We start from the raw sequence: 23,050 nt of genomic DNA, 5'->3' as shown, positions 1-23,050 counted from the left end.
GATATGCAAACTATCTACATTTTTTTCACTGGATGTCTATTATGATTAATTTAGTAGATATCAGAATCTATTCCTATGGGAGATATGTCCACTATGGTACAGCAATTATCAGCAGAAACCACACCAGAAATCATTTATCCTGACAGCGACGGTCAACCAATGGCAGATAATACTAAACAATATCAATGGATTGTTAAAATTAAAGAAAATTTAGAAATATTATTTGCATCACGAGATGATGTATTTATTGCAGGTGATTTACTTTGGTATCCTATCGAGGGAAGTGTCAAAACTTGTCAAGCACCTGATGTTATGGTGGTGTTTGGTAGACCAAAAGTAGATAGAGGTTCTTATCAACAATGGAAAGAAAATAATATTCCTCCTCAAGTGGTTTTTGAAATTTTATCACCGGGAAATCGTACTCCCAAAATGATTAATAAATCGCTTTTTTATCAACGTTATGGTGTGGAAGAATATTATATTTATGATCCTGATACTTTAGAATTATCCGGTTTTGTGCGTTATCAAGATGCTTTTATAGCCATTGAAGATATTAATGGTTGGATAAGTCCGAGATTGGGTATCCGGTTTCAACTTGTACTTGATAATTTAGAGATTTATTATCCTGATGGTAACAAGTTTCTCACATCTGTGGAATTTGATCAACTTGCTAAACAAGAATATCAACGTGCTGAACAAGAACGTCAGGAGAAGCAAGTAGTTATTCAGCAGTATCAAGAATTATTAGCTAAGTTGCAAGAAAAGGGAATTGATTTAGATAATTTATGATTATATGGTAGGGTATTATGCACCGCGAGAAAAGAACAGGAGACATTAGAAAAAGAATATCAATCAAGTTTAAATACACTCTTACCTATCAAAAAACAACTGAAACAATGTGATTGGTTAATTGATGAAATTGTTTATCGGTTGTATGGTTTAACTGAAGAAGAAAAAGCCATAATTCAAGGATAAAAATATCCCCGACTTCTGTTTTCATTTTGTAAATAAATGATAGATTTTTCTTAGAAGTCGGGGATCTGGATTATAATAAAAATAGAATTGGTAATATCAATCATGCTAAAATACAGCCAATTAAATTATTTACCCTCATCTAAGGAATTACCCGACTCTGAAGACACACCAGTGGATAACGAACTACAAGATTTAATTCCCGGTTTATTAAAAGCCATGTTAGCCTTAATCTGGTGCCAAAGATGGGATTGGTTTTTTGGCGTAGACATGGGAATATATTATGATCCAGATAAACCTGCAATTGTCCCAGATGGATTTTTAAGTATTGGTATTCCCAGATTAATTGATGAAGATTTACGCCGCAGTTATGTATTATGGGAAGAACAAAAATTACCGATTTTAGTGTTAGAAATAGTGTCTCATACCTATAGGGGAGAATATAGCACTAAGAAAGATTTTTATGCTCAAGAATTGGGGATATTATATTATGTAGTTTATAATTCTCAGCGTAAAAGAAAACAACGTTTAGAGGTTTACAAATTAGTCAATGGAGAATATAAATTACTGTCAGGAAACCCTGTTTTTCTACCAGAGATAGGGTTAGGAATAGGAATGGAAAAAGCAACATATCAAGGAATAACTAGGGAATGGTTATATTGGTTTGATGAAAATGGAAAACGATTTTTAACACCAGAAGAAAGGATGCAACAAAGTGAGGAAAAACATTTAGAATCTGAAAGAAAATGGTTAGAATCTGAGGAAAAGGCTAATAAATTAGCAGAGATGTTAAAAAAATTAGGAGTTGATCCTGAAAATTTATAGCGTGTGAATTAAATCTGCAAACCCGTAAATACTAATTCCTAATAAGAGTAATGCGGTGAATTGGGTAAGGCGTTGTTGAGTTAAAACTGTGTGGTTGTTTCCGGTGGGAGACATTGCTTCCCGGACTAATATAGAAGTTGATGCTCCCACGACAAAACTTAAACCTAGTATGATGTAGGGTTTATCTGGGACAATGGTGGAGACTGTCAGCAGAGCGATCGCTAATGTTAACATTAATAACTCCACAAATCGGGGTGGATGATCTTGAATAAATAAAATTAGGCTATTTAACCAAAAATTCCAGGTTCTCATAATTTGTCAGTTGTTAATTAACTGTTGTAGAGACGTTCCATGGAACGTCTCTATATTAAAACTAACGAGCGCCAGCTTTTACCCCTGCACCAGTTTTCTGAGTTGAGTCTTCTGGAAGTTCCACACCAAAAACTCGACAAAAGACCTTTTCTACCTTATATCCTGTATCAATGGATTCTAAAGGATCTTTCCGCAGACGGTGACGCAGACATAATGTAATTACCCGCCGGATATCGTCAACTGTTACTTCTGTCCGACCTTCAAAGGCGGTTAAGGCTTTAGCCGCACGGTTTGTCACAATGTCACCCCGCAACCCGTCCACATCTAATTCTGAACAAACTTCGGAAATTTTTACCCGGAAGTCATAGTCTAAATTAACTTGTGGTAATAAGTTTTGGGCATTGACAATTTTCTCTTGTAATGCTACTTGGGGAGCTTGGTGTTTTTCTAAATACACAGGCGGATTTTGGTCAAATTCACCCCGTTCTTCCACAATTTGCACCCGCAAAGCTGGTTCTTTCACAGTGCGGATTTCTGCGTGCATTCCAAAACGGTCAAGGAGTTGGGGACGCAGTTCCCCTTCTTCTGGGTTTCCCGAACCAACGAGAACAAACTTGGCTGGGTGACGGATAGAAATCCCCTCCCGTTCCACAGTGTTCCAACCACTAGCAGCGGAATCGAGGAGTACGTCTACCAAGTGGTCATCTAATAAGTTGACCTCATCAACGTAAAGAATACCCCGGTTAGCTTTGGCTAGGAGTCCGGGTTCAAAGGCTTTGACACCCTCAGATAAGGCTTTTTCAATGTCAATTGTCCCACAAACTCGGTCTTCTGTCGCACCCAATGGTAAATCTACCATTTGTACCTTTTTGTGAGTGACGGGAATTTCCAACCCTTGGGCTACCTGTTGACGGACTTCATCACTCATCAAGTCCGTGTCGCTGGGGTCACTGTTGAAAGGGTCATTGGCGACAACAGGGATTTCTGGTAAAAGGTCCGCCAAGGCGCGGATAGTTGTAGATTTTCCGGTGCCGCGATCGCCCATAATCATTACACCACCAATTTTGGGGTCAATGACATTTAACAGCAGTGCCAGTTTCATTTCTTCTTGACCAACGATGGCTGTAAATGGAAAGACCGCACGACGCGCACTCGCACTAGCTTGAGCAGTTGAAGTCACTAAATTACCTTAACAATATTTTTTATTACAATTCTTCATTTTGACACATTTTGGGGAGGTGGGTTGGTTGTTCGTTAAAAGCCAATCTTCTTATAAGTTTTTTAAATCTGACTTTTACAAAAAAAGCACAAGACTATGTTTATTGAGAATAAATCTGCTTCATTCTCAAGATTGTTGAGAATGATTGCAATAAGGTAACGATTTTACTAGGTTCTTGACCTCTTGACTTTTTGTGCTATTATCAAGGTGTATGATGTTGTGGCTATAATGTCTAAATTTTAGAATACAGAAATTGTCAATCGCCTCTCAGGTTGATTTAAAATATTTAACTCCTGAATAACTTCTTTAACAGATTGATAACGATTGCTTTTTCAATACTATCTGTTCCCTGTGCTTGGGGTAAAAATTGTTTAATTACACAATAGGGTTTTGATGGTTTATCCTCATCAATAGCTAAAAATGTTCTACCAAAACCACCCTGACCTAAAATTGATTTAGGTATATACCTTTCAAAAGTAACTTATTACCGCACTTTTGACAATATTGAAAATTATCAGGGTTAGGAAAAAGACAGTCAGGATTAAGACATTGACGCATAGACTCACAACCAAGGCTCCGTTGTAATTTTACCCTAATTAATCAAGATTTACGCAAAATCTCTCAAAACCTCATTTCTCTGCGTCTGGAGGGGTTCATTTAAAAAAATATATAACTTAACTAACACCCAGATCCCCGATTTCTTTAAGAAATCGGGGATCTATCTTCTCAAATCATGCTACAATTACGCACTGACCTCAACCATACCCAAAAACCCCAACATCCAATTTCATGACCAAAAAACGTATTTTAGTTACAGGTGCAAGTGGCTGTATCGGTCACTATATCAGCGAAGCCTTAATTCAAAACACCAATCACGAATTATATCTCCTGGTTAGAAACCCTAATAAACTCCAAGTAGATACTACAGTCCGTCCTGGAATCACCATTCTTCAGGGTGATATGCAAGAGATTGGTAAATTCTCTAATTTACTCAAAACCATTGATATCGCCGTATTAACAGCCACTTCCTGGGGTGGTGAGGGCATTTTTGATATTAATGTCTTCAAAACTCTAGAATTAATGAATCTGCTAAATCCCGAAAGATGTGAACAGGTAATTTATTTTTCCACTGCGAGTGTTTTAAATAACGAAAACAAACCACTCAAAGAAGCTGGAGAAATTGGTACAGATTATATCCGTTCTAAATATGATTGTTTACATCAAATCGAAAAGTTAGCTATTTTTCCCAAAATTACCACGGTTTTTCCTACCTTAGTATTAGGTGGTGATGACAAAAAACCCTATTCTCATCTCACATCTGGTATTCCTGAAGTTACTAACTATATTAATTTTATTCGTTTTTTACAAGCAGATGGCAGTTTTCACTTCATTCATGGTAAAGATATTGCCACAGTTATCCAATATTTAATTGATTATCCACCACAACAGGGAGATCCCCGCCGATTTGTGTTAGGACAATCTTCCCTAACAGCAAATCAAGCCATTGAAGAAGTTTGTGCTTATTTCCGTAAAAAGATTTATTTCCGCATTCCTTTATCTTTAGGTTTAGCTAATGTAATTATTGCTGTATTCCGCATTCAAATGGCAGCCTGGGATAGATTCTGTATGAATTATCGTCATTTTAGCTATGCTAATGCCATTAATCCTAGCAGCTTTAATTTACCAAATTACTGTGCAACAATGACTGATGTTTTGAAAATTAGCAGCGTAAAAGCGGGAATTTAGATCAATACCTTGTACATTTTCTGTAGGTTGGGTTGTTCGCGTGAGCGTTGCGGAGCAATAGCACAAAATCCAACATGAGCGTCGGGTTGCGCTGTCGCTTAACCCGACCTACAAAAAATAGTTGAGAATTTCAAGCCCTGAAATTAATTTTTTTCGTTAGCTTATTGAGAAAATTCTCAAGATTATTGAGAATATAGGCTAATATAGGGTACTTCTCCTTTTTTGCCGAAGAATGATTTAAATAACTTATTGGATATATTCAGTATTGTAGGGTGCGTTAGGATGAAATCCGTAACGCACAGAATCCTTGATAATGGTGCGTTACGCTTTTAATTACTCCTGGTGCAACTGCTTATTTATTAGTCAAACGTTTACATGAAGTCATGATTTTAGGGGCGGTAATTGGGGTAATTTCTAGTATTAGCGGAATGTATCTTAGCCACTTTTATAAATTTACCTTCTGGTCTGGCTATTGTATTAGTGGTTTCGGGTTTATTTACCTTGGCTTTATTGTTTAGTCCTCGACATGGGATTTTGATTCCTAGTGGGAATAGGAGATAAAATTATCAAATTGGTAATTTCATTACATTTAATGCTTCTTTATATTTACGTTATTCCACATAAATGGACTTTGTTGGTGTAGTAGCGATCGCTAATTGCTGTTATTTGACTAAACTAGAAAAGTGTTCACAATTACCGCTATTATAATTCTTGAGGTGTTAGATCAAGAGTGCAGCCACCCAGGGGAAAGAAAATGAGAGAGATTCAAGGACAACTCCCGATTTTAGCTGGAAACAAAGGAAGATACCAACTTCTAAGACCTTTAGGAGGAGGGAGTTTTGGGGATACTTTTCTCGCTATTGACCTAAATACACTTAATCAACGTCGTTGTGTTGTTAAGCGATTACGAATTGAGAGTCATCATTCTCCTGAAATTGTTGCAGGGATCAAAAAAGCCTTTGAAAGAGAGGCTAAGGTTCTAGAAGATTTAGGGGATAAAAGTGGTAATATTCCCTCCTTATATGATTATTTTTCCTTAACTGTAACTGACCCGCAATTAAATACTCAACAAGAGTTTAATTATTTGGTTCAACAATATATCGAAGGTGAAGATCTAAGTAAAGAACTGGAACAACAAGGACGTTTTTCAGAAGCAAAAGTTTTGACTCTATTAAATAATATTTTACCTGGTTTGGACTTTATCCATAATCACAATGTTATTCACCGGGATATTAAACCTAGTAATATTGTGCGATCCAAAGCAGAAGATAACAAATTCTATTTAATTGACTTTGGAGCAGTTAAACAAGTAATTAAAGGTGATATTTCCACCACAGAAAAATCTATAGTATTTGGAACTATTTCCTATGCTCCCCCAGAACAAATCAAAAAGGAAAAAGTTGATTATTCCAGTGATTTATATGCTTTAGCTGCTTCTTGTGTGCAATTATTAACAGGTGAATTTCCAGATGATTCCCGTGACGTTAAGAATCTTTGGAATTGGCAAAGATATCCCCATATTAGTGAACATTTAGGTAAGATATTAAAGCGTATGCTCCAAGTAGATCCTTATTATAGATTCCAGTCAGCACGGGAAGTAATGGAAGCTCTGAATAAACGTGATGATGACCCAAAGAACTTGAAGCCGCCTACTAGGGATGAAAATAATGGTGGTGGTGAAAAGACAATAATTATCTCTCCTTCCCAACCTCGATTTATTCAAGTTTTATTGATAACAGCAATTATTTTGACGACTGCTGGGGTTTTAATAGCTATTTACCGCCATCAAAATCAAGTCCCCCCAGGGGAAATTCAAACTATTCCTGGTCAACTATTTGAGGATAAACAATTTGGAATTGAGATCAAATATCCTCAAGATTGGAAGGCTGAAAAACAACAATATAGTCCGTTAACCGGGGGAACTATTGCCAAAATATCTCCTAATAGTTCCAGTTTGAATCTAGATGTAGGGTTATTTATCCGTGTGGTATTGATAGAAAAATCCCAGTCTCTATCAGAGTATAATCTGGCTGCTATCGAACAAATTCAAAAATCTGTTAAAGACGTACAAATTCTCCAACAACAACCAATAAAAATAGATAATCGAGAGGGATATCAAATAGTTTATAGAGGTCAAGAGCAAATCGGTAACTTCAGGTTTAAAGTCATGGAAATTTGGACTATCAGTAATTCAAAAGTTTATATTCTGACCTATCGAGCCGAAGAAAAACTCTATGATCCCTTTCTTAAAGATGTAGAACAAACCATGATTAAGTCTTTTCGTTTGCAGTCTACTTTATTTTTATAAGTCCCAGCGGGGTAATAAGTAATTGGACAAAAATATTTACAGTTATTGCGAGGGAAGGGAAGCAATCACAACCCTTGCGATTGCTTCATTTCACTTCGTTCCATATGGCTAACGCCACGCTTCGCTTACGCAATGACATTGTGTAATTAATTTTGTCTCACTACTTATACCTTGCCATTTGACATTTGCACACTAGTTATATTAACGTAGGATTGATTCAACTCATCAGCTTTTTGTAACCCTCTTAATAACCTGATTTCTTATGGCTTTAGTTATGAAAAATAACCTATCAGCACCCTTAACTGGTCTGGCTTTAGCCTTGAGTGTCACTTTAGCTAGTAATCAGCCCAGCCAAGCTCAAAGCCGCCAATTTACCTGTGGTTTGAGTGATAACTATCCAGTAACCGTGGTTCGTCACCCAACCAGAGGTAGTGTAGCCTTAATTGTGTGGACAAACACAAGTCAGATTAGTGGTACATGGACACCTCAAAAACGTTGTCAAGAGGTATCAGATCGTTTCCAGAAACTGCAAAATAAAGGTGAACTGAAAATCCTGAAAACGGGAACAGTTAACGGTCAATATGTTATCTGTGGTTTAGGAACTAATCAGGGAGCTTGCGATAAGAAAAATGTTTTACTGACCATGACAAAGGATCGTGACCCTAAGCAAGTCCTCGAACAACTATTGAATACCCGTGTTGCCGCAGGTGGGGAGGCTGTTTACCTCAGTGGCGACCAAGAAGGACACATTAAACCAACAATCAACCGTGATGGAACTGCCAGCGTTGACATTGATCAGGTGATCAACGGTAAAAGTGAGCCGATCTGGTAAATTGGAAATTATGGGGGGAAAATCATGAGTTGGCGCAGAGGAATGGTCGCTGTTTTTGCACTAACTGGTTCTGTTTTGCCTTTGGCAACTCCAGTGTCGTCAGTTCAAAAACCCCCTTTTTCAATGGTTAATTTGTGGTCTGGACAGGAACAAATTCAACTTGAACAAGAAGCCCGTTTAATTACAGTTAAGATTCTGAGTAGCCCTAGAGAAAAGCGCGATCGCTCATTAGGTTCTGGTGTACTATTTTATCAAGATAAATTAACCTCAACCTATGGAGTAATTACCAATAATCACGTTTTACAAGCCGGTGAAGCTCCCTATTCTATTCAAACTCCCGACGGAAAAATTTACCGTGCTAACTCTGTGGCACGGAAAAAACAACTGAGGGGAAATGGTTTAGATTTAGCCTTATTAGAATTTGTAGCTGACTCAGAATACAGGATTGCTACCAAATCAAATCAACAAGCTGCCATTGGAGCTTGGGTAATGTCCGCAGGTTTTCCCCTCAAAAATAGCCAAAGCAAATCCGGGAGGTTTGTGATTAAACCCGGTAAAATTCAACTGGTGTTAGATAAAGCCCTAGAGGGAGGATACCAAATTGGCTTTACCAATGACGTAGAAAAAGGGATGAGTGGAGGACCCCTATTAAATGGTGCGGGGGAATTAGTGGGAATTAATGGACTTCATGCTAACCCAATTTGGGGTGATCCTTATGTTTTTGAAGATGGTTCTTACCCAACGGACGCACAGCGAGAACAAATAAGTCAATATAGTTGGGGTATTCCCTTAGAAACAGTCAAGCAATTATTATTTGCTAAAGGCAATTCCTGATGCTTGTAATTTTGCCTGAGACAAAAAATAAAATATATAAACAAGTTTAAATCTGCTGTAAGTCTTTTTCCTAAAAAAAGCACAAGCAGATTTTATCTAAAAAAATTGTACAAAAAATAGTTGAGAATTTCAAGCCCTGAAATTAACTTTTTTCATCAGCTTATTGAGAAAATTCTCAAGATTATTGAGAATATAGGGTACTTGTGCTTTTTTGCTGAAAAATGATTTGAATAACTTATTAGATATATTCAGATGATAAGAATCATTGATAATGATGCGTTACGCTGTCGCTAACACACTCTACCTAAATGAATCTCATTTTACCCATAATCCTTGATCATGGTGCATTACTATTGAGCGAACCCAATAGACATAGACCTCTGGTGAAAATGAATGTAGAGACGTTCTATAGAACGTCTCTACAAGGGTTTCAAACCACGCACATTTAATTACCGGAGATGTCTAATCAAATCCCCAGTCGGTTTTAACCGACTTGAGCTTTCAGACAGGGAATTTATTCCCTGGCTGTCTGGCTGTCTGTCTAAATCTAAATCTAAATCAAGCTTTTAAAACCTTACATCTTTGCATGAGGTAGCAAGAAAGGGTACTATAAAAAATAGTATATAAAAAATAGTATTATAACAGACAAAGAACTATGAAATTTTCCCAGGGATTAGGAGTAATTCTAGGGACAACAACCCTAGCTATAGTACAATACCAATCCGTATTTGCCTTAACTCCTGTACAAGTTAATGATATCGCTAAACCAATTACCGTCATGATTGGAGGATTAGATGGTAAGGGTTCAGGAGTAATTATTGCCAAAGATGGTAATACTTATACTGTGCTAACAGCCCATCATGTGGTTAAAAAAGCGGGATATGGTATTTATGAGCTTATCACCCATGATGGGCAAAAATACCAGATGGAAAACAAAGCTCAAATTGTGGGAAAATTGGATTTAGCTTTAGTTAGATTTACCAGTTCTAAAAATTATCCCCTTGCTAAAATTGCTGATTCTCGGACAGTTAAAGAAGGATCTACCGTATATTATGCAGGGTTTCCGGCTGAAACCACAAATCAACCGCGTAATTATCGTTTTATACGAGCCGATATAACAGGCAGGAGTCAAAATCAAGAAGGGTATGAATTATCCTACAATGGATCAGCTTTACCGGGGATGAGTGGAGGTCCAGTATTAAATGAAGAAGGTCTTCTAATTGCTATTCACGGTAAGGCAGAAACCCAATCTATTATAATTCAAGGTGTTCAAAGAACTGAAATTGTAGGAGTTCAGGGAATACCGACGGAAAAATTCACCAATTTAATTAGTAATATTCCAGATAATACCCAAGCTAATACCCAAGCTAATACCACTGGTAATAATATTAGTCCTACAACGGAATCTACACCTGTCATATTTCAGAAATTAGAAGCATTGTTAAAAGCAAAAAAATGGCGAGATGCAGATTTAGAAACTTGGGAATTGATGAAAAAGTTAACTAAACGAGAATGGGAAGGATGGTTAAGATTTGAAGATGTGAAAAATTTTCCCAGACAGGAATTGCGAAAAATGGATCAATTATGGGTAAAATATAGCAATGGTAAGTTTGGCTTTTCTGTACAAAAGCAAATTTGGCTTGACTGGGGAGGCAAATTAGATGGAGAACCCGACATTGATACTTATGTAAAGTTAAGCGATCGCGTTGGTTGGAGAGAAAACAATGATTGGCTCAGTTACGATAGTTACACCTTTAGTACAAATGCACTACCGGGACACCTGCCGGCACTTTTAGGTGTAGGGAGCGAGGGAGGGCGGGGGATACTCTTTTCTCTTCTCTAGTTTGTAGGTTGGGTTGAAGCATGAAACCCAACATGAACGTCGGGTTGCGCTGTCGCTTAACCCGACCTACTTGTACTCATTAACGGCGAATTTTCCCAGCTATACCAGGCCAATTTTGATCAGCTTTTTGAATATTTCCAGGAATGTCTTTTTCCCAGCGTTTTTGAGTGTCCAAATTAACATTTAAGTACAACTTACCGTTGACAATTTTCCAGGCATTAGGGTCAATAGGTGCAGTATATCCTCTACTGACAGCCCAAGCACAAAATCCTCCATATTGAGGAGCGTATTTTTCAGGATTTTTAATAAATAAGTTGCGGTTTTCGGCTGTAGAAAATCGCCAATTTACATCCTGCCATTTATAGGTGAAATTATCATTACCTGGAATCGGTTTTCCTTGTTGAAAATAGGCTACAGCATCAAAACCTTTTAAAACAAAAGAGTCTTGGACATTAAACACATTACCAGCCAGCTTTAAAGGGGGATTAACCGGGGGATTTTGCCCTTGAATAGCATTTGGATCAAAGTTACCATTGGCAGCGGGTTGAAGGCTGGGAATAACGGTTGTAGTAGTTGCATGAGAACGACAACCTAAACTTAATCCCACCATGAATATTGAGGAAGTGACGAAAGCGAGAAAGTTCTGGTGATTCATAAAAATGTTTATTTGTTTTAGGACAATATCAGGTTCTTACCCCACCCTAACCCTCCCCTTGCAAAGGGGAGGGAACTAATTTTTCCGGTTTCCCCCCTTTACAAGGGGGGACTAAGGGGGGTAAATTCCAGTTTCTTTACAAGCTACGGTGTACACACATCTCTAGACAGGATGCTAAACGTTATCCGATCCCCCTAAATCCCCCTTAAAAAGGGGGACTTTGAAGAATTTAGCCCCCCTTTTTAAGGGGGGTTGGGGGGATCTAAACGTTGTGGGGCAACTCTAGAAGACTTGTGTGTACACCGTAGCCTTTGCAAGGGGGGACTAAGGGGGGTAAATTCCAGTTTCCTCAAGAGGGAATTTTTTGAACAGATGTTAAATGGAATTATGGAAAAGTGGCAAGAATAAATCCCTAAGAAATTCTCGGCCATTTACCAATCCATTCTCCACCGCGAAAACGCCACCGGGGAAATAATAACCGCATGACTACCCAAGCAGATAAATAAACTGCTAACCAAACTAAACCATAATGTTGAATAAATCTGATTAAGTCAAATTCACTTTTAGGAATATGCGGTAAACCGATATTGGCAATTATTAAAGCCAGAAATACCCCTTCTATAACTCCTGCATAAAGTTGAAATACTCCAGGCCAGTCATGGTCCCAGAGATATTTTTGCAGAAAATCATACAAAACATCCCAAGCAATGCCAAATAAACCTACATAAAACACAACCCAAAAGTAAACTAAGTTGGAGGCAATGCCTAAATATCCCCCATAAAAAAGCAGAGAAACTAACATTCCCACCGTTGCTAACAAAAAAATTCGTGTTTGCCAGCGTCCGAATAAAGTTGGAGTCATGATGATTTTATTATCCTATAATATGTGTAAGAGGGTGTTTGAGAAGTTTTTAATGTATAAACAAACCCCTCTCCAAACCTCTCCCCGAAGCGGGGAGAGGCTTTGAAAACCCCCTTCCCTCGTAGGGAAGGGGGCAGGGGGGTTAGGTTTTTGGAGATTATCGGTTTCATCTAATACTTTTAAAACATCCTCTAAATTAAGGCTTTTGATTCAATGCCCATTTTAGCCATTGCCAAAGAGAATAAATTCCCTGAATATAGCGGACTCCTGGAGCCTTTGCAGCCGCCAATGCTTCCATAGAACGATGGGCAGCATATTGTAGTCCTAAAAATGTGTCTACGGGGGCGTAGGGACCGCCTAATGTGATAATTCCTGCCCCATATATGCGAGAACGATTATTTCGCAGTTGTTTGATTTCAAAGTTGTTTTCTACATGAAAACGTCCTTGTGGGTTTAGTTCTAAATCGTAATGCAGTATTAGGTCTTTCAAAAATGGACTTTCTAAAGGATCGGAAGTTAATCCTGTACAGTCAATAACAAAATCAGCAGTCAGGGTTTTTGGACCTCTGGTAGTGTTTATATGAGTAACAACTTGATTTTGGGAATTACGTTCTAGTTTGCTGACTTCAGCATGACGAATTTCATACCATTTGTTGGCTATTCCTTGACGAACAATGTCACGCCATTTTTTGCGACTAGCTGTGGTTGTTCCCCCCCAATCCTCTAATAATTCCCGTCGTCTTAACGGGTCAGCGGCTTCTAACATTGTCCGCATATCACCGCCCCAAGTTCCTTTTGGCCAGTTAAAAGGTTGAAATTCCCAATCATTTTCTACGTAGCGTTTAGCTTGCTCAAATTGATTACCTTTGCGGGGGGCTCGGTTTAAATGAATTACCTTAATATCTTCGATTTTTCTGGCTTCATACAGCCTTTCTAATATTTGTGAGGCGACAATTCCTGACCCCCGAAGAACAATAGTACCGCCTCTTTTTTCTAATTGTTGGTAAATATGATCATGGGGTTCATAACCTTGAACTACAGTTCTCTTATTTCCTGTTTCTTCGGGATATTGCCGACGATATTGTTCCAGGTCTGGTAGTAGTTTAATGGCGGGATAACCTGTGCAGAGATGCACATATTTAGCTAATAAAAATTGGTGATTTCCGTCTTCTTGATTGGAAGTGGAATAGGCAATACAATAACGCCCATCTTCCGTTTGTCGTAGACTGCGAATACTGCCATACTCTAACATTTTACCCCAACCAATGCGATCGCTCTCCCGGTCCATGGACTCAAATACATCTCGTCCACGGGGGGTGTAAGTATCTGCATAAACAGGTTCAGCAAAAACTTGCCACAAAAATCCTAAAGCTGCACCAACTTGTCCAGAAAAGAAGGATCTCCAAGCATCTCTTAAAGCATATCCTGGCCAGCCCCAAATATTATCAGGACAGGAATCTGAACCGGAACGAATTCGTTTATGTCGGGGAATTTGACAATTTTTCAGTAGGCTTTCATAGCGTTTATAAGGTTTGTCTTGAACACTCAAAACTCTAATATTTTCCGGTTTAACTCCCGCAATTCTCAACATATCCACCCAAACAAAACTGCCCATTCCTCCCCCACAGGCCAGGTATTCTGTTTCTCTGACTAAAATACCACTGCGACGAATAGCTTCTAGGGAAACCTTTTCTGCATTCCAAAAGTTGAGATTATAAGGAAAACCCGCAGGTTGACTAGGTACAGTGTTAGGATTTTGCTGTTCTAAGGCATCCGTATAAGGGTTAAAAATGATGGTTGATTCAGAATCTAATGACTTCCGTACCCTAGATGCGGGAATAATCTCAGATTGGGGGTTAAAAATTGTGGAATTATTTTCAAATACAATGGTAGCGTCATCATCGCCGGCTTCAATGAGAATAACAGTAATAGTGTAATTACTTATTCCCAGTATATCCCCACTGTTTAACTTCCGACGTTCTTTAAGTAGTTTTTGATCGTTGATTCTAGTACCATTGGTACTTTTGTCTTCTAAGTAAACCTGATTGTTTTCTAAGGTAATTTGAGCATGAAACTGAGAAATTTGTTTATTAGAGTCTAATAATTCTATAGGAGACACGGTTTCACCATTGATAACCGCAGGAAGTTGGGTCATTTTTCGTCCGATAGCTACTGGCAGGTTAAAAACCTGTTCTTCCGGCTCCTGTGTCAGTTTATTTTCGGAAATCAGCTTGATTTGCATGGTTTTGATGCTCCTATTTACACCTTAATATCTGATGGTCTGACTCGGTTTGAGTCAGTTGATAATATTAATACATCAATATTTTCCCCTATTTCCATAAAAATACCGAAAAAACCTTAAAAAAACTTTATTTTTTATTCCCTATTTCATAGATTAATCGCTACATATCCAGAGATGAAGATGCGGTAAGCTAACAAAAGCAGTTTTTACCCTCAAAACAATGACAGCAAATAGTCCCATGATTTTGGCTTTAGACTTTGATGGAGTGGTTTGCGATGGACTAATTGAATATTTTGAGGTAGCGTGGCGTACCTACTGTCAAATTTGGTCGCCGGCTAACGACACACCACCAGATGATTTAGCTTTGAGATTTTATCGTTTACGTCCTGTAATTGAAACAGGTTGGGAAATGCCCGTTTTAATTAAAGCCTTAATTGAGGGTTTTTCTGATGATCAAATTCTCCAATCATGGACAAACATCACTCCCAAAATCTTAGCAGCAGATAATCTAGAAGCAAAGGCAGTTTCGACAAAATTGGATCATCTACGAGATGAATGGATTCAGACAGATTTAAATGGTTGGTTAAGTCTGCATAGATTCTATCCAGGTGTGATAGAAAGACTCAAAATAACTCTTAAAAGTGAAATACAGTTATATATTGTCACTACCAAAGAAGGGCGATTTGTCAAGGAATTATTACAACAAGAAGGAGTTAATTTACCACCAGAAAATATTTTTGGTAAAGAAATAAAACGCCCAAAATATGAAACCTTGCGCGAATTAATCAAGAAAGCAAATACCCAACCTGCGAGTTTATGGTTTGTAGAAGATAGACTAAAAACATTACAATTAGTCCAACAGCAATCAGACTTAAATCATGTCCAACTTTTTCTCGCAGATTGGGGTTATAACACTCAATCGGAACGGGAAGCAGGGAAAAATGATCCACGTATTCATTTAATATCACCTTCTCATTTTACTCACGATTTTTCCACTTGGTTATAATTTATGTAGTACCTATATCCCCGACTTCTTAGAGAAGTCGGGGATCTATTTTCTATTTTCTTAATCAGATCAATTACTTCTTGGTAATTAGAAATTCTTTTTTGTTGTTGAAATAAATTAGCTGCTGTTTTCAAATCAGTAATTGCCCCCTGCTTATCACCTAACTTATTGCGAGAAACCCCTCGATTTTGGTAAGCTTCAGGAAAATTAGGATTAAGACTTAATGCTTTGTTAAAATCTGCGATCGCACCTTTTAAATCTCCCAAATTATGGCGAGTAAATCCGCGATGATTGTAGATACCAGGATAGTTAGCATTAAGACTGATTGCTTTGTTATAATCTGCAATTGCCCCTTTTAGATCTCCCAACTTATAGCGAGATATTCCTCGTTTATAGTAAACTTCAGGAAAATTAGGATGTAACCGTAAAGCCTTATTATATTCTTCAATAGCCCCTTTTATGTCTCCAAATGTATGACGGTTAATTCCCTGATGAAAATATACTATAGCCTCTTTCAGATCAGATTGTGCTAACAGTGCTGATTTTATTCTAAAATCGGAAATATTTGCCAAATTTTTAGCACACACTGACGGACTATATAATATAGTTCCTAATATGAGAGTTGTAATTGTTAATTTCCATTTTTTCATGACGCTCTTTTCCCAATTATTAGCATACAGTTGTTACAGCAGTTTCCAATTATATGAGTAATATCTTAGCCCCCTCATCGCACCCCCCTAAATCCCCCCGCAGCGGGGGGAAGAAAAGGATAAGCTTTTGATACTGGAGGGGGTTGGGGGTGGGGTTCTTGTACCTCATAAGATCGGGAAGTGCTGTAATTATATAGCATTGATTTACATCAACACAAATACACCCAACGAATATGCTTGATTTAACAAAAATATCGAGACAAATGCAAGGTTTCAGTCAACATTTAACTTCAGAAGTGGCTGCAAGTCATCAGCGGTTGGAGTTAGCACAACAATATTTAAAAAAAGCTTTTGAGTGTCAAGAACAGTTAGTTAAACGTCAAGAAGAATGGCGAAATCGGATTATTTTTGCGAATGCTACACCCATTGAACCTCTCGAAACCTGCATTACTATTCCTGTTCCCCCCAAAGTTCATACTGTTATTTCTACAGATGGTTCGCAAATTTCCCCAAATCATCACGAAATTGCGTATTGTTACTTACTAAATATTGGGAGAGTGGTTTTGCACTATGGTCAAAATCTTCACCCGATTCTCGATAGTTTACCGGAGGTATTTTATCGCCCTGAAGATTTATATATATCGCGTCAGTGGGGCATTAGAACGGATGAATGGATGGGTTATCGGCGTACCGCTTCCGAGGCTACAGTCTTAGCAGAACTAGCTTGTAGTGCGAAAACAGCAGCCCCAGTCTTAGCGATGACAGATGGTTCGTTAATATACTGGTTTTTAGATCAATTACCGATGGAGGCGCGGGATATGATTTTACCTCCCGTTTTGGAAGCTTGGCAAAAACTCCAACAAGCCCAAATCCCCCTCATGGGCTATCTTAGCGCCTCTCGTAGCACGGAAGCCACCAACTTTTTACGCTTTTTAGCTTGTCCTCACCCTGTCCCTGATTGTATTACCCATTGTCCCAATCAACTAGAATACGTACCTTGCAAAAAATTTGATACTTTGCGCGATACAACCATCATGACCACCCAACTTCAACCTGGACAAAGAGGACCATTATGGCGGAGTAATGCCCGAATTTTAGAATTGTATGACGAGCAAATTATTTATTTTTGTTACGTCCATGTCGGGACAGAAATTGCCCGGATTGAAGTTCCCGCTTGGGTTGCAGAAAATTCCATCATGTTTGATCAAGCACTAGGATTAATGTTGGCACAGGTACATAAGGGGTATGGTTATCCTGTGGCGATCGCCGAAGCGCATAATCAGGCTGTAGTCAGGGGTGGTGATAGAACCCGGTTCTTTGCCCTTTTAGAACGACAAATGATTAAAGCTGGGATCAAAAATGTCGGGATTTCCAACAAAGAAGCAAGAAAACGGGGTAGTATTGCCTAAACTCAGGTTGTACATGGAGTTTATCTTTTTGGTCATTTTGTGCGAAAGTATAGATATAAGTAAGTCATGGAATAACGAACCACAGAGGCACAGAGAACACAGAGAAATGGGGGTTTGAGAGATATTTTGCGTAAGTCCTGTCATTTACTCAACTCAATTATTTTAACACCGCTTTAATTCAGATAATAAAACTACAATTTCATCTATTGCTGTTCTCATGACTTTCCCCGGTTGTTCAGATTGATTTACCATAATACTAAAAACCAAGGGTTCATAATTGGGTGCGTTCATATATCCAGATAGAGTAGAAATTCCTGTCATTGAACCTGTTTTTGCTTGCACTATTCCCGCAGCCGCAGTATTAAGAAACCGATTTTTTAGACTACCTTTGACACCAGAAATAGGTAAAGAAGCCCGAAAAACTGCTGCTTGAGGTGATTTATCAATTCCTTGTAAAAGTTGTACCAACGCTGCTGGAGTCGTTAAATTTTTCCGAGATAAACCAGAACCATCTACAATGACATAACCTGCTGGTGCAACTCCTAATTGAGTTAAAGTTTCTCTGACAACTTGTAATCCGACATCAGCCGTATTTTGATTTTTTTCTTCTGGTTTCTTAATAGCTAAACTTCTGAGTAAAGCCTCAGCATATAAATTATTACTATTCACATTTGTCTCTAGTAATAATTCCGATAAAGGTGGAGATTCTACTGCGGCTATTTCTTTTTCTTGTTTATTTTGACTAAGATTTTTAATTACAGTTTCTTTAACAGTGATTCCCTGTCTAGATAAATTTTGGCGAAATTGTCTGATAAAATTAGCAACTGGATCAAATACGGCTAAACCTGTAATCTCTGGCTGGGAATTTATAGCCAATTGTCCTTTGATTCGCAGAATTTGTCCTTTTAAGTCACGATTTACTTCTACAAAACTGGGTTTATCGGCTTCAGTAGTGACGGAATTATTTTCGATTTTCCACCGATATGCTTCTGTTGGTTCTGTCCATTTTAATTTTAATGGTTCTCCAATAGTTTGTGGTAAAAAAGTTAATACAGTAGCATTTTCATTGAGAATAAAACTATTAATTGGTGCGCCATAATCAGCTTGAATGTCTTCCCATTCCCAACTAGGATTAACTACTTCACCTTGAAAATAACTATCATCAGCAATTAATTGATTAATTTGCCGAATTCCCTGCGTATATAGTTGTTTTGATAATATTGTTAATTGAGCATTTTTAAAACTCGGATCTCCCCTTCCCACTACACGCAAAACACCATTACCATCATCATAAATAGAAGTATGAATCCGAAAATCTGCTCCTAATTGTTGTAATGCTACTGCGGTAGTAAATAGCTTCATATTAGAAGCAGGAATAAAATATTTTTGGCTATCTTGACTATAAAGAATCTTTTCTGATGATAATGGTTTAATTAAAATCCCCCAACGGACTCGACTAAATTGAGGATGATTGATAATAGTATTAATAGCAGATGATAATTGAGCAGGACAAATTGATTTTGTATTCGTAACTTCTGGAACTGGTGTTTGTGCCTTAGCTATTTTTTGAATACTACCAATATTAATAGAAACAAATAGTAATATCAAGCTGAAATAATTCTTTTTTGACATATTACCAACTTGGTTTAGCTAGATTTTTAAACTTTGTAAATTGTGGATCAAATAATAGTTTAATTGTTCCTGTAGGTCCATTCCGATGTTTGGCTATGATTACTTCGGCAATTCCCCTGTCTGGGGTATCTGGTGAATAATATTCATCACGGTATAACATCATTACTATATCCGCATCTTGTTCAATTGAGTTATGAACAATAATATTATTAGCGATAAAGTTATGTAATTTATCAACTGTTAAATCAAATACTTCTTCTTCTCCATCTAATTCTATTGAGATAAGTTCATCCCAATAAATATCACTGTTAGCAAGAGCAATTAATTGTTGTTGCAAATTTAATTCATCTAATCTTTTCCACCCATTAATAGTTAAAAATTTATGATTACCAGTAGCACGAATTTCTCGACCTAATCGAGTTGTTAATGTAAATACTGGTTTGATACCTGTAGAAAAAGCGTTACTAACAATTGCCCTTTCTAGTTTCATTGTGTTTTCGTTCAGTCCCCAAACCGCAAAATCTGATTTACCTACTAATTCTTTAATTGGTACTTGTAACCCGGTGTCTGCCAATGTAACAAGACTATCCCCAGATAAACATCCCGATTCTCTCAAATCAGACAACATGGGGCGTTTATTAGTTCTTGCTTCCACACCACGACTTAACTGTGATAAAGCAATGATTGGTACAGATAATTCTCTCGCTAAACCTTTTAAAGAACGGGTAATTCTCGATAATTCTTGAACACGATTATCACTACTACCTTCCATTAATTGCAAGTAATCAATAACTATTAATCCCAATTCTTTAGTTTGTTCGGCTTGCAGTCGTCGCGCTTGACTTCGCATTTGTGTGACTGTAATATTTGCCGTATCATCAATAAAAATTGGCGTGTCTGAGAGTTTATCAATGGCACGGCTTAAAGGTTCCCATTGGGTTTGACTAATGCGGCCACTTCTTAAATAACTACTTTCAATTCCGGCTTCACTAGCTAATAGTCTTTGGACTAGTTGTTCTTTGGACATTTCTAAACTAAAAACTGCAACTGCTAATTGATAACCGGCTGCAATGTTATGAGCTAGGTTAAGACAAAAGGCGGTATTGTGAACACAGATATCATTAGCAATAAAGTTGTGTGTTTCAGGAATTGTCAAATCATAAACTTGTTTGTTACCAACTGATTCAATAGAAATAATTTCATCCCAATATACATCACTATTTGCTAATTGCTGAAGTGGTAAATTATCTAAAGTAGTGGCTAAAATCCATAATCTTTCCCGTTTTAATGCCCGCTTGCCGACATGAATATTGGTATAGCTTTTAATCCCAGCCCGTTTTGCTAAACTACTCCAAGTTTCGCTACCTTTAGCGGCTGCTATCTGTTCCCAAATTTCTATAGGTATTAAGTCACGATTGGTTTGATATCTTTTTTGAGATATTGCTGCTGTAACTTTTGCTAATGCTGCTTCTTTGCCAAAAATGCCAATTTCTGCAATGAAGTTTTTGATAGATAAAGCATCAGTAATATCTAATTGCCATGCTGGTCTACGGGTATCATTATATTTCACAGACCGCTTTTTCAAAGCAGCAATAATCCCAAATCTTAATAACAGATGTTGAATTTGTCTTGCTAGTTTTTCGCTGACTGTACAATAACCTAATTGTGATTGACCACTATTAAGTACAGTAGCCCAACCATCAGTGGCAAAGAGACGATTTAGAAACAATGATAATTGTGATTTTTCTAATTTAAAGACAATATTTGGGACGGTTTTAGTATCACTCTTTTCAAGAGAATCAGCTAATAATTTGACTTCACACTCGCGGATAGTTTCTGTTCCAAACACATCTATTTTCCGAGGGATGGCAATCTTATTTCCCACTTGTAAATTTTCTAATCTTTGCCAACCTTTAATAGTTAAAAATGGGTGAGTAATTGTGGTTTCAATTGCCCGACCTAAGCGAGTTGTGATGCGGAAAACTGGTTTAATTCCATCATCTACAAATGCAGATGGTTGGGTAAAGGTAAATTTCCAATCATCATTTAATGTTAATAATGAACCTTGCCGTTGCTGATATAATTCTTCAATTGTGGCAATTTGTCCATCTGCTAAAACGATTTCTGAATCATAACTGAGACATTTTCCCATTGACGGCCTCCCAGCGACGATAATTAAATCAGAACGCTGAAAACCGCTGGTCATGGCATCTAAATCATAAAAACCACAAGGTATTCCCGGTAATGCAATCCCTTGATGACGAGTTTCAATATCTTGAAAAGTATTAATTAAAGTGTCACCAATATGAACTAATCCTGATTGGGTTTTTTGTTGGGTGACGTTAAAAACTTTTTGTTCGGCATTGTCCAGAACAATTGGTAATTCTGTTTCTGTTTCAAAACCAAGATGGACAATTTCATTCCCAGCTTTGATTAATTGCCGACGCAGGTATTTTTCCATGACTAACCCTGCTAAGGCATCAATATTGACTGCGGAAACTGTCCGGTCTACTAATGTTGCTAGTTTGTTTCTGCCGCCAATTTGGGTTAATTGATCGTTGTCTGTTAACCAACTGGTGATGGAAAGTAGGTCTGTGGGTTTTTGCTGGGTATGGAGACGGAGGGCGGCTTGATAGATGGTTGTATGGGCGCTAATATAAAATGCTTCGGGAACTAGGCGATCGCTCACTCGACCAATTGCCTCTGGATCTAGGAGAATACCCCCTAAAATCGCTTCTTCTGCCTCGATGTTTTGAGGTGGTAAACGATTACTACCATCACCTTGAAAACTTAGTTCTTCAGCCATAAAATTTTAAATGTTGGCGATTTTGGATTTTTATTTAATTATCCAAAATCAATATCCGAATTTTAGATTTTAAATTTTGGATTTTGGATTAAAGATTCAAAAATGTCCGCATCCGAATTTTAGATTTTAAATTTTGGATTTTGGATTAAAGATTGAAAATCCAAAAATGTTCGCATCCGCCAAGTTTATTTGAGGATACGTCTAAAATCCAAAATTTACAAGGTCTTGGCTTAGTTGCTAATCTAAAATCTAAAATCCAAAACTGACAGGCTGTTGGCTGAGTTGCTCAAGTCAATCTAAAATCTAAAATCTAAAATCCAAAATTGTATTAGTTAGAGACGACTTCAATGTTAATTACTGCTGTTACTTCAGCATGGAGTTTGATTTCAGCTTTGTAAGTACCCAATTGGCTAATATCGGGAATGGTGATACCACGACGATCTATTTCTAGGTTAGCTGCTGCTTGAATTGCATCTGCAACGTCTTGGGTGGTAACAGTACCGAAAATAGCTTCATTTTCCCCAACTTGCTTGGCAATTTTTAAACCAGCAATATTTTCTAAAGCTGTTTTTTGCTCAGTTGCTTGTTGTTTGAGTTCTAATTGTCTTTGATATTCTTTCTCACGTCTGCGTTCTACTTGTTTAAGTAATCCGGGTGTAGCACGAGCGGCTAAACTCTGAGGGATGAGGTAGTTACGAGCATAACCGGGAGCTACTTCTACCAAATCGCCGAGTTTTCCCAGCTTGGTAACATCTTTTGTTAAAACTAATTGCACACGTTTCGCCATTGTTTTTCGCTTTTCTTGGTAAAATCTTAGTTATTGGGGTGTCGCAGGGTGGCTCATAAAAGTGTAGCTTGATCCTCAGCGACTTTTAACGTACCCACAGCCTCGACATT

At 37.7% G+C, this 23,050-nt stretch carries 18 protein-coding genes and 2 pseudogenes; 10 read left to right on the top strand and 10 right to left on the bottom strand.

The window, feature by feature from the left end; genetic code table 11:
- The first annotated feature begins 93 nt into the window (after nucleotides 1-93).
- Nucleotides 94-789, top strand: coding sequence for a Uma2 family endonuclease (locus HEQ36_RS09090; RefSeq protein ID WP_053537575.1), 696 nt, complete (start codon nucleotides 94-96; stop codon nucleotides 787-789).
- Nucleotides 790-1,077: 288 nt separating this feature from the next.
- Entirely contained in the window at nucleotides 1,078-1,797 is a 720-nt protein-coding gene (locus tag HEQ36_RS09085; RefSeq protein WP_205748408.1) for a Uma2 family endonuclease, read from the top strand.
- Here the strand turns inward: HEQ36_RS09085 and HEQ36_RS09080 are convergent.
- The 3 genes and pseudogenes from HEQ36_RS09080 to HEQ36_RS09070 all read right to left on the bottom strand — a co-directional run.
- The gene (locus HEQ36_RS09080; RefSeq protein WP_027403494.1) at nucleotides 1,792-2,109 is read right to left on the bottom strand and encodes a hypothetical protein; all 318 of its coding nucleotides are present in this window, start codon (nucleotides 2,107-2,109) and stop codon (nucleotides 1,792-1,794) included. The two genes, HEQ36_RS09085 and HEQ36_RS09080, sit on opposite strands and share 6 nt — an antisense overlap.
- A 61-nt stretch (nucleotides 2,110-2,170) precedes the next feature.
- Nucleotides 2,171-3,289 carry a magnesium chelatase ATPase subunit I gene (bchI, locus tag HEQ36_RS09075; RefSeq protein WP_053537576.1) on the bottom strand — a complete coding sequence of 373 codons (1,119 nt, stop codon included), beginning with the start codon at nucleotides 3,287-3,289 and terminating at the stop codon, nucleotides 2,171-2,173.
- 361 nt (nucleotides 3,290-3,650) lie between these two features.
- Nucleotides 3,651-3,886, bottom strand: a pseudogene (locus HEQ36_RS09070) (4-Cys prefix domain-containing protein); the annotation flags it as partial.
- Nucleotides 3,887-4,117: 231 nt separating this feature from the next.
- Between HEQ36_RS09070 and HEQ36_RS09065 the strand changes: the two are divergent.
- The 6 genes and pseudogenes from HEQ36_RS09065 to HEQ36_RS09040 all read left to right on the top strand — a co-directional run bounded on the left by HEQ36_RS09065 (nucleotide 4,118) and on the right by HEQ36_RS09040 (nucleotide 10,891).
- A complete protein-coding gene (locus tag HEQ36_RS09065) occupies nucleotides 4,118-5,074 on the top strand; it encodes an NAD(P)-dependent oxidoreductase (protein WP_053537578.1) in 957 nt (318 codons plus the stop codon).
- Nucleotides 5,075-5,296: 222 nt separating this feature from the next.
- Nucleotides 5,297-5,635: pseudogene (locus tag HEQ36_RS09060) on the top strand (metal ABC transporter permease); the annotation flags it as partial.
- 193 nt (nucleotides 5,636-5,828) lie between these two features.
- The gene (locus HEQ36_RS09055) at nucleotides 5,829-7,382 is read left to right on the top strand and encodes a serine/threonine-protein kinase (RefSeq protein ID WP_168635208.1); all 1,554 of its coding nucleotides are present in this window, start codon (nucleotides 5,829-5,831) and stop codon (nucleotides 7,380-7,382) included.
- A 262-nt stretch (nucleotides 7,383-7,644) separates the two neighbouring features.
- The gene (locus tag HEQ36_RS09050; RefSeq protein ID WP_233455384.1) at nucleotides 7,645-8,214 is read left to right on the top strand and encodes a COP23 domain-containing protein; all 570 of its coding nucleotides are present in this window, start codon (nucleotides 7,645-7,647) and stop codon (nucleotides 8,212-8,214) included.
- Between the two features lie 24 nt (nucleotides 8,215-8,238).
- Nucleotides 8,239-9,048: a serine protease gene (locus tag HEQ36_RS09045; RefSeq protein WP_168635207.1), complete on the top strand. Its 810-nt coding sequence runs from the start codon at nucleotides 8,239-8,241 to the stop codon at nucleotides 9,046-9,048.
- 655 nt (nucleotides 9,049-9,703) lie between these two features.
- Nucleotides 9,704-10,891, top strand: coding sequence for a GUN4 domain-containing protein (locus HEQ36_RS09040; protein ID WP_290707427.1), 1,188 nt, complete (start codon nucleotides 9,704-9,706; stop codon nucleotides 10,889-10,891).
- Nucleotides 10,892-10,970: 79 nt separating this feature from the next.
- Here HEQ36_RS09040 and HEQ36_RS09035 read toward each other — a convergent pair whose 3' ends face one another.
- The 3 genes from HEQ36_RS09035 to HEQ36_RS09025 form a co-directional block, all read right to left on the bottom strand.
- Nucleotides 10,971-11,546, bottom strand: coding sequence for a YHS domain-containing (seleno)protein (locus tag HEQ36_RS09035; RefSeq protein ID WP_168635204.1), 576 nt, complete (start codon nucleotides 11,544-11,546; stop codon nucleotides 10,971-10,973).
- A gap of 412 nt (nucleotides 11,547-11,958) precedes the next feature.
- On the bottom strand, nucleotides 11,959-12,408 hold the full coding sequence (locus HEQ36_RS09030; protein WP_168635203.1) for a hypothetical protein: 450 nt from the start codon (nucleotides 12,406-12,408) through the stop codon (nucleotides 11,959-11,961).
- A gap of 196 nt (nucleotides 12,409-12,604) precedes the next feature.
- Complete coding sequence (locus HEQ36_RS09025; protein ID WP_168635202.1) at nucleotides 12,605-14,650, bottom strand: FHA domain-containing protein; 2,046 nt, start codon at nucleotides 14,648-14,650, stop codon at nucleotides 12,605-12,607.
- Nucleotides 14,651-14,870: 220 nt separating this feature from the next.
- Here HEQ36_RS09025 and HEQ36_RS09020 point away from each other — a divergent pair, with 220 nt between their 5' ends.
- On the top strand, nucleotides 14,871-15,656 hold the full coding sequence (locus HEQ36_RS09020) for an HAD family hydrolase (protein ID WP_168635201.1): 786 nt from the start codon (nucleotides 14,871-14,873) through the stop codon (nucleotides 15,654-15,656).
- Here the strand turns inward: HEQ36_RS09020 and HEQ36_RS09015 are convergent.
- Nucleotides 15,632-16,306 (bottom strand): tetratricopeptide repeat protein, encoded by a 675-nt coding sequence (locus HEQ36_RS09015; RefSeq protein ID WP_168635200.1) that lies wholly within the window; start codon nucleotides 16,304-16,306, stop codon nucleotides 15,632-15,634. The two genes, HEQ36_RS09020 and HEQ36_RS09015, sit on opposite strands and share 25 nt — an antisense overlap.
- 233 nt (nucleotides 16,307-16,539) lie before the next feature.
- On the opposite strand from HEQ36_RS09015, the gene HEQ36_RS09010 reads away from it, so the two are divergent.
- Nucleotides 16,540-17,715, top strand: a complete 1,176-nt coding sequence (locus HEQ36_RS09010) for a DNA double-strand break repair nuclease NurA (protein WP_168635199.1) — start codon at nucleotides 16,540-16,542, stop codon at nucleotides 17,713-17,715.
- 162 nt (nucleotides 17,716-17,877) lie between these two features.
- On the opposite strand, the gene dacB is transcribed toward HEQ36_RS09010, so the two are convergent.
- From dacB to rplI, 3 genes are all read right to left on the bottom strand, one after another.
- Complete coding sequence (dacB, locus tag HEQ36_RS09005) at nucleotides 17,878-19,347, bottom strand: D-alanyl-D-alanine carboxypeptidase/D-alanyl-D-alanine-endopeptidase (protein ID WP_168635198.1); 1,470 nt, start codon at nucleotides 19,345-19,347, stop codon at nucleotides 17,878-17,880.
- Nucleotide 19,348: 1 nt separating this feature from the next.
- Complete coding sequence (gene dnaB / locus HEQ36_RS09000; RefSeq protein ID WP_168635197.1) at nucleotides 19,349-22,153, bottom strand: replicative DNA helicase; 2,805 nt, start codon at nucleotides 22,151-22,153, stop codon at nucleotides 19,349-19,351.
- Nucleotides 22,154-22,481: 328 nt separating this feature from the next.
- Complete coding sequence (gene rplI, locus HEQ36_RS08995) at nucleotides 22,482-22,940, bottom strand: 50S ribosomal protein L9 (RefSeq protein ID WP_039201068.1); 459 nt, start codon at nucleotides 22,938-22,940, stop codon at nucleotides 22,482-22,484.
- Between the last annotated feature and the right edge of the window lie 110 nt (nucleotides 22,941-23,050).

The organism is Anabaena sp. 54 (assembly GCF_017355725.1).
GTDB lineage: Bacteria > Cyanobacteriota > Cyanobacteriia > Cyanobacteriales > Nostocaceae > Dolichospermum > Dolichospermum heterosporum.
Note: the sequence above shows the minus strand (reverse complement) of the source record. Positions and strands in the feature narration are given on the sequence as shown.

Excerpts from the sequence above, each read along its gene's own strand:
- HEQ36_RS09090 (WP_053537575.1), top strand. The coding sequence starts at position 94 with ATGGTACAGCAATTATCAGCAGAAACCACACCAGAAATCATTTATCCT.
- HEQ36_RS09085 (WP_205748408.1), top strand. The coding sequence starts at position 1,078 with ATGCTAAAATACAGCCAATTAAATTATTTACCCTCATCTAAGGAATTA.
- HEQ36_RS09080 (WP_027403494.1), bottom strand. The coding sequence starts at position 2,109 with ATGAGAACCTGGAATTTTTGGTTAAATAGCCTAATTTTATTTATTCAA.
- HEQ36_RS09065 (WP_053537578.1), top strand. The coding sequence starts at position 4,118 with ATGACCAAAAAACGTATTTTAGTTACAGGTGCAAGTGGCTGTATCGGT.
- HEQ36_RS09055 (WP_168635208.1), top strand. The coding sequence starts at position 5,829 with ATGAGAGAGATTCAAGGACAACTCCCGATTTTAGCTGGAAACAAAGGA.
- HEQ36_RS09050 (WP_233455384.1), top strand. The coding sequence starts at position 7,645 with ATGGCTTTAGTTATGAAAAATAACCTATCAGCACCCTTAACTGGTCTG.
- HEQ36_RS09045 (WP_168635207.1), top strand. The coding sequence starts at position 8,239 with ATGAGTTGGCGCAGAGGAATGGTCGCTGTTTTTGCACTAACTGGTTCT.
- HEQ36_RS09040 (WP_290707427.1), top strand. The coding sequence starts at position 9,704 with ATGAAATTTTCCCAGGGATTAGGAGTAATTCTAGGGACAACAACCCTA.
- HEQ36_RS09035 (WP_168635204.1), bottom strand. The coding sequence starts at position 11,546 with ATGAATCACCAGAACTTTCTCGCTTTCGTCACTTCCTCAATATTCATG.
- HEQ36_RS09030 (WP_168635203.1), bottom strand. The coding sequence starts at position 12,408 with ATGACTCCAACTTTATTCGGACGCTGGCAAACACGAATTTTTTTGTTA.
- HEQ36_RS09025 (WP_168635202.1), bottom strand. The coding sequence starts at position 14,650 with ATGCAAATCAAGCTGATTTCCGAAAATAAACTGACACAGGAGCCGGAA.
- HEQ36_RS09020 (WP_168635201.1), top strand. The coding sequence starts at position 14,871 with ATGACAGCAAATAGTCCCATGATTTTGGCTTTAGACTTTGATGGAGTG.
- HEQ36_RS09015 (WP_168635200.1), bottom strand. The coding sequence starts at position 16,306 with ATGAAAAAATGGAAATTAACAATTACAACTCTCATATTAGGAACTATA.
- HEQ36_RS09010 (WP_168635199.1), top strand. The coding sequence starts at position 16,540 with ATGCTTGATTTAACAAAAATATCGAGACAAATGCAAGGTTTCAGTCAA.
- dacB (WP_168635198.1), bottom strand. The coding sequence starts at position 19,347 with ATGTCAAAAAAGAATTATTTCAGCTTGATATTACTATTTGTTTCTATT.
- dnaB (WP_168635197.1), bottom strand. The coding sequence starts at position 22,153 with ATGGCTGAAGAACTAAGTTTTCAAGGTGATGGTAGTAATCGTTTACCA.
- rplI (WP_039201068.1), bottom strand. The coding sequence starts at position 22,940 with ATGGCGAAACGTGTGCAATTAGTTTTAACAAAAGATGTTACCAAGCTG.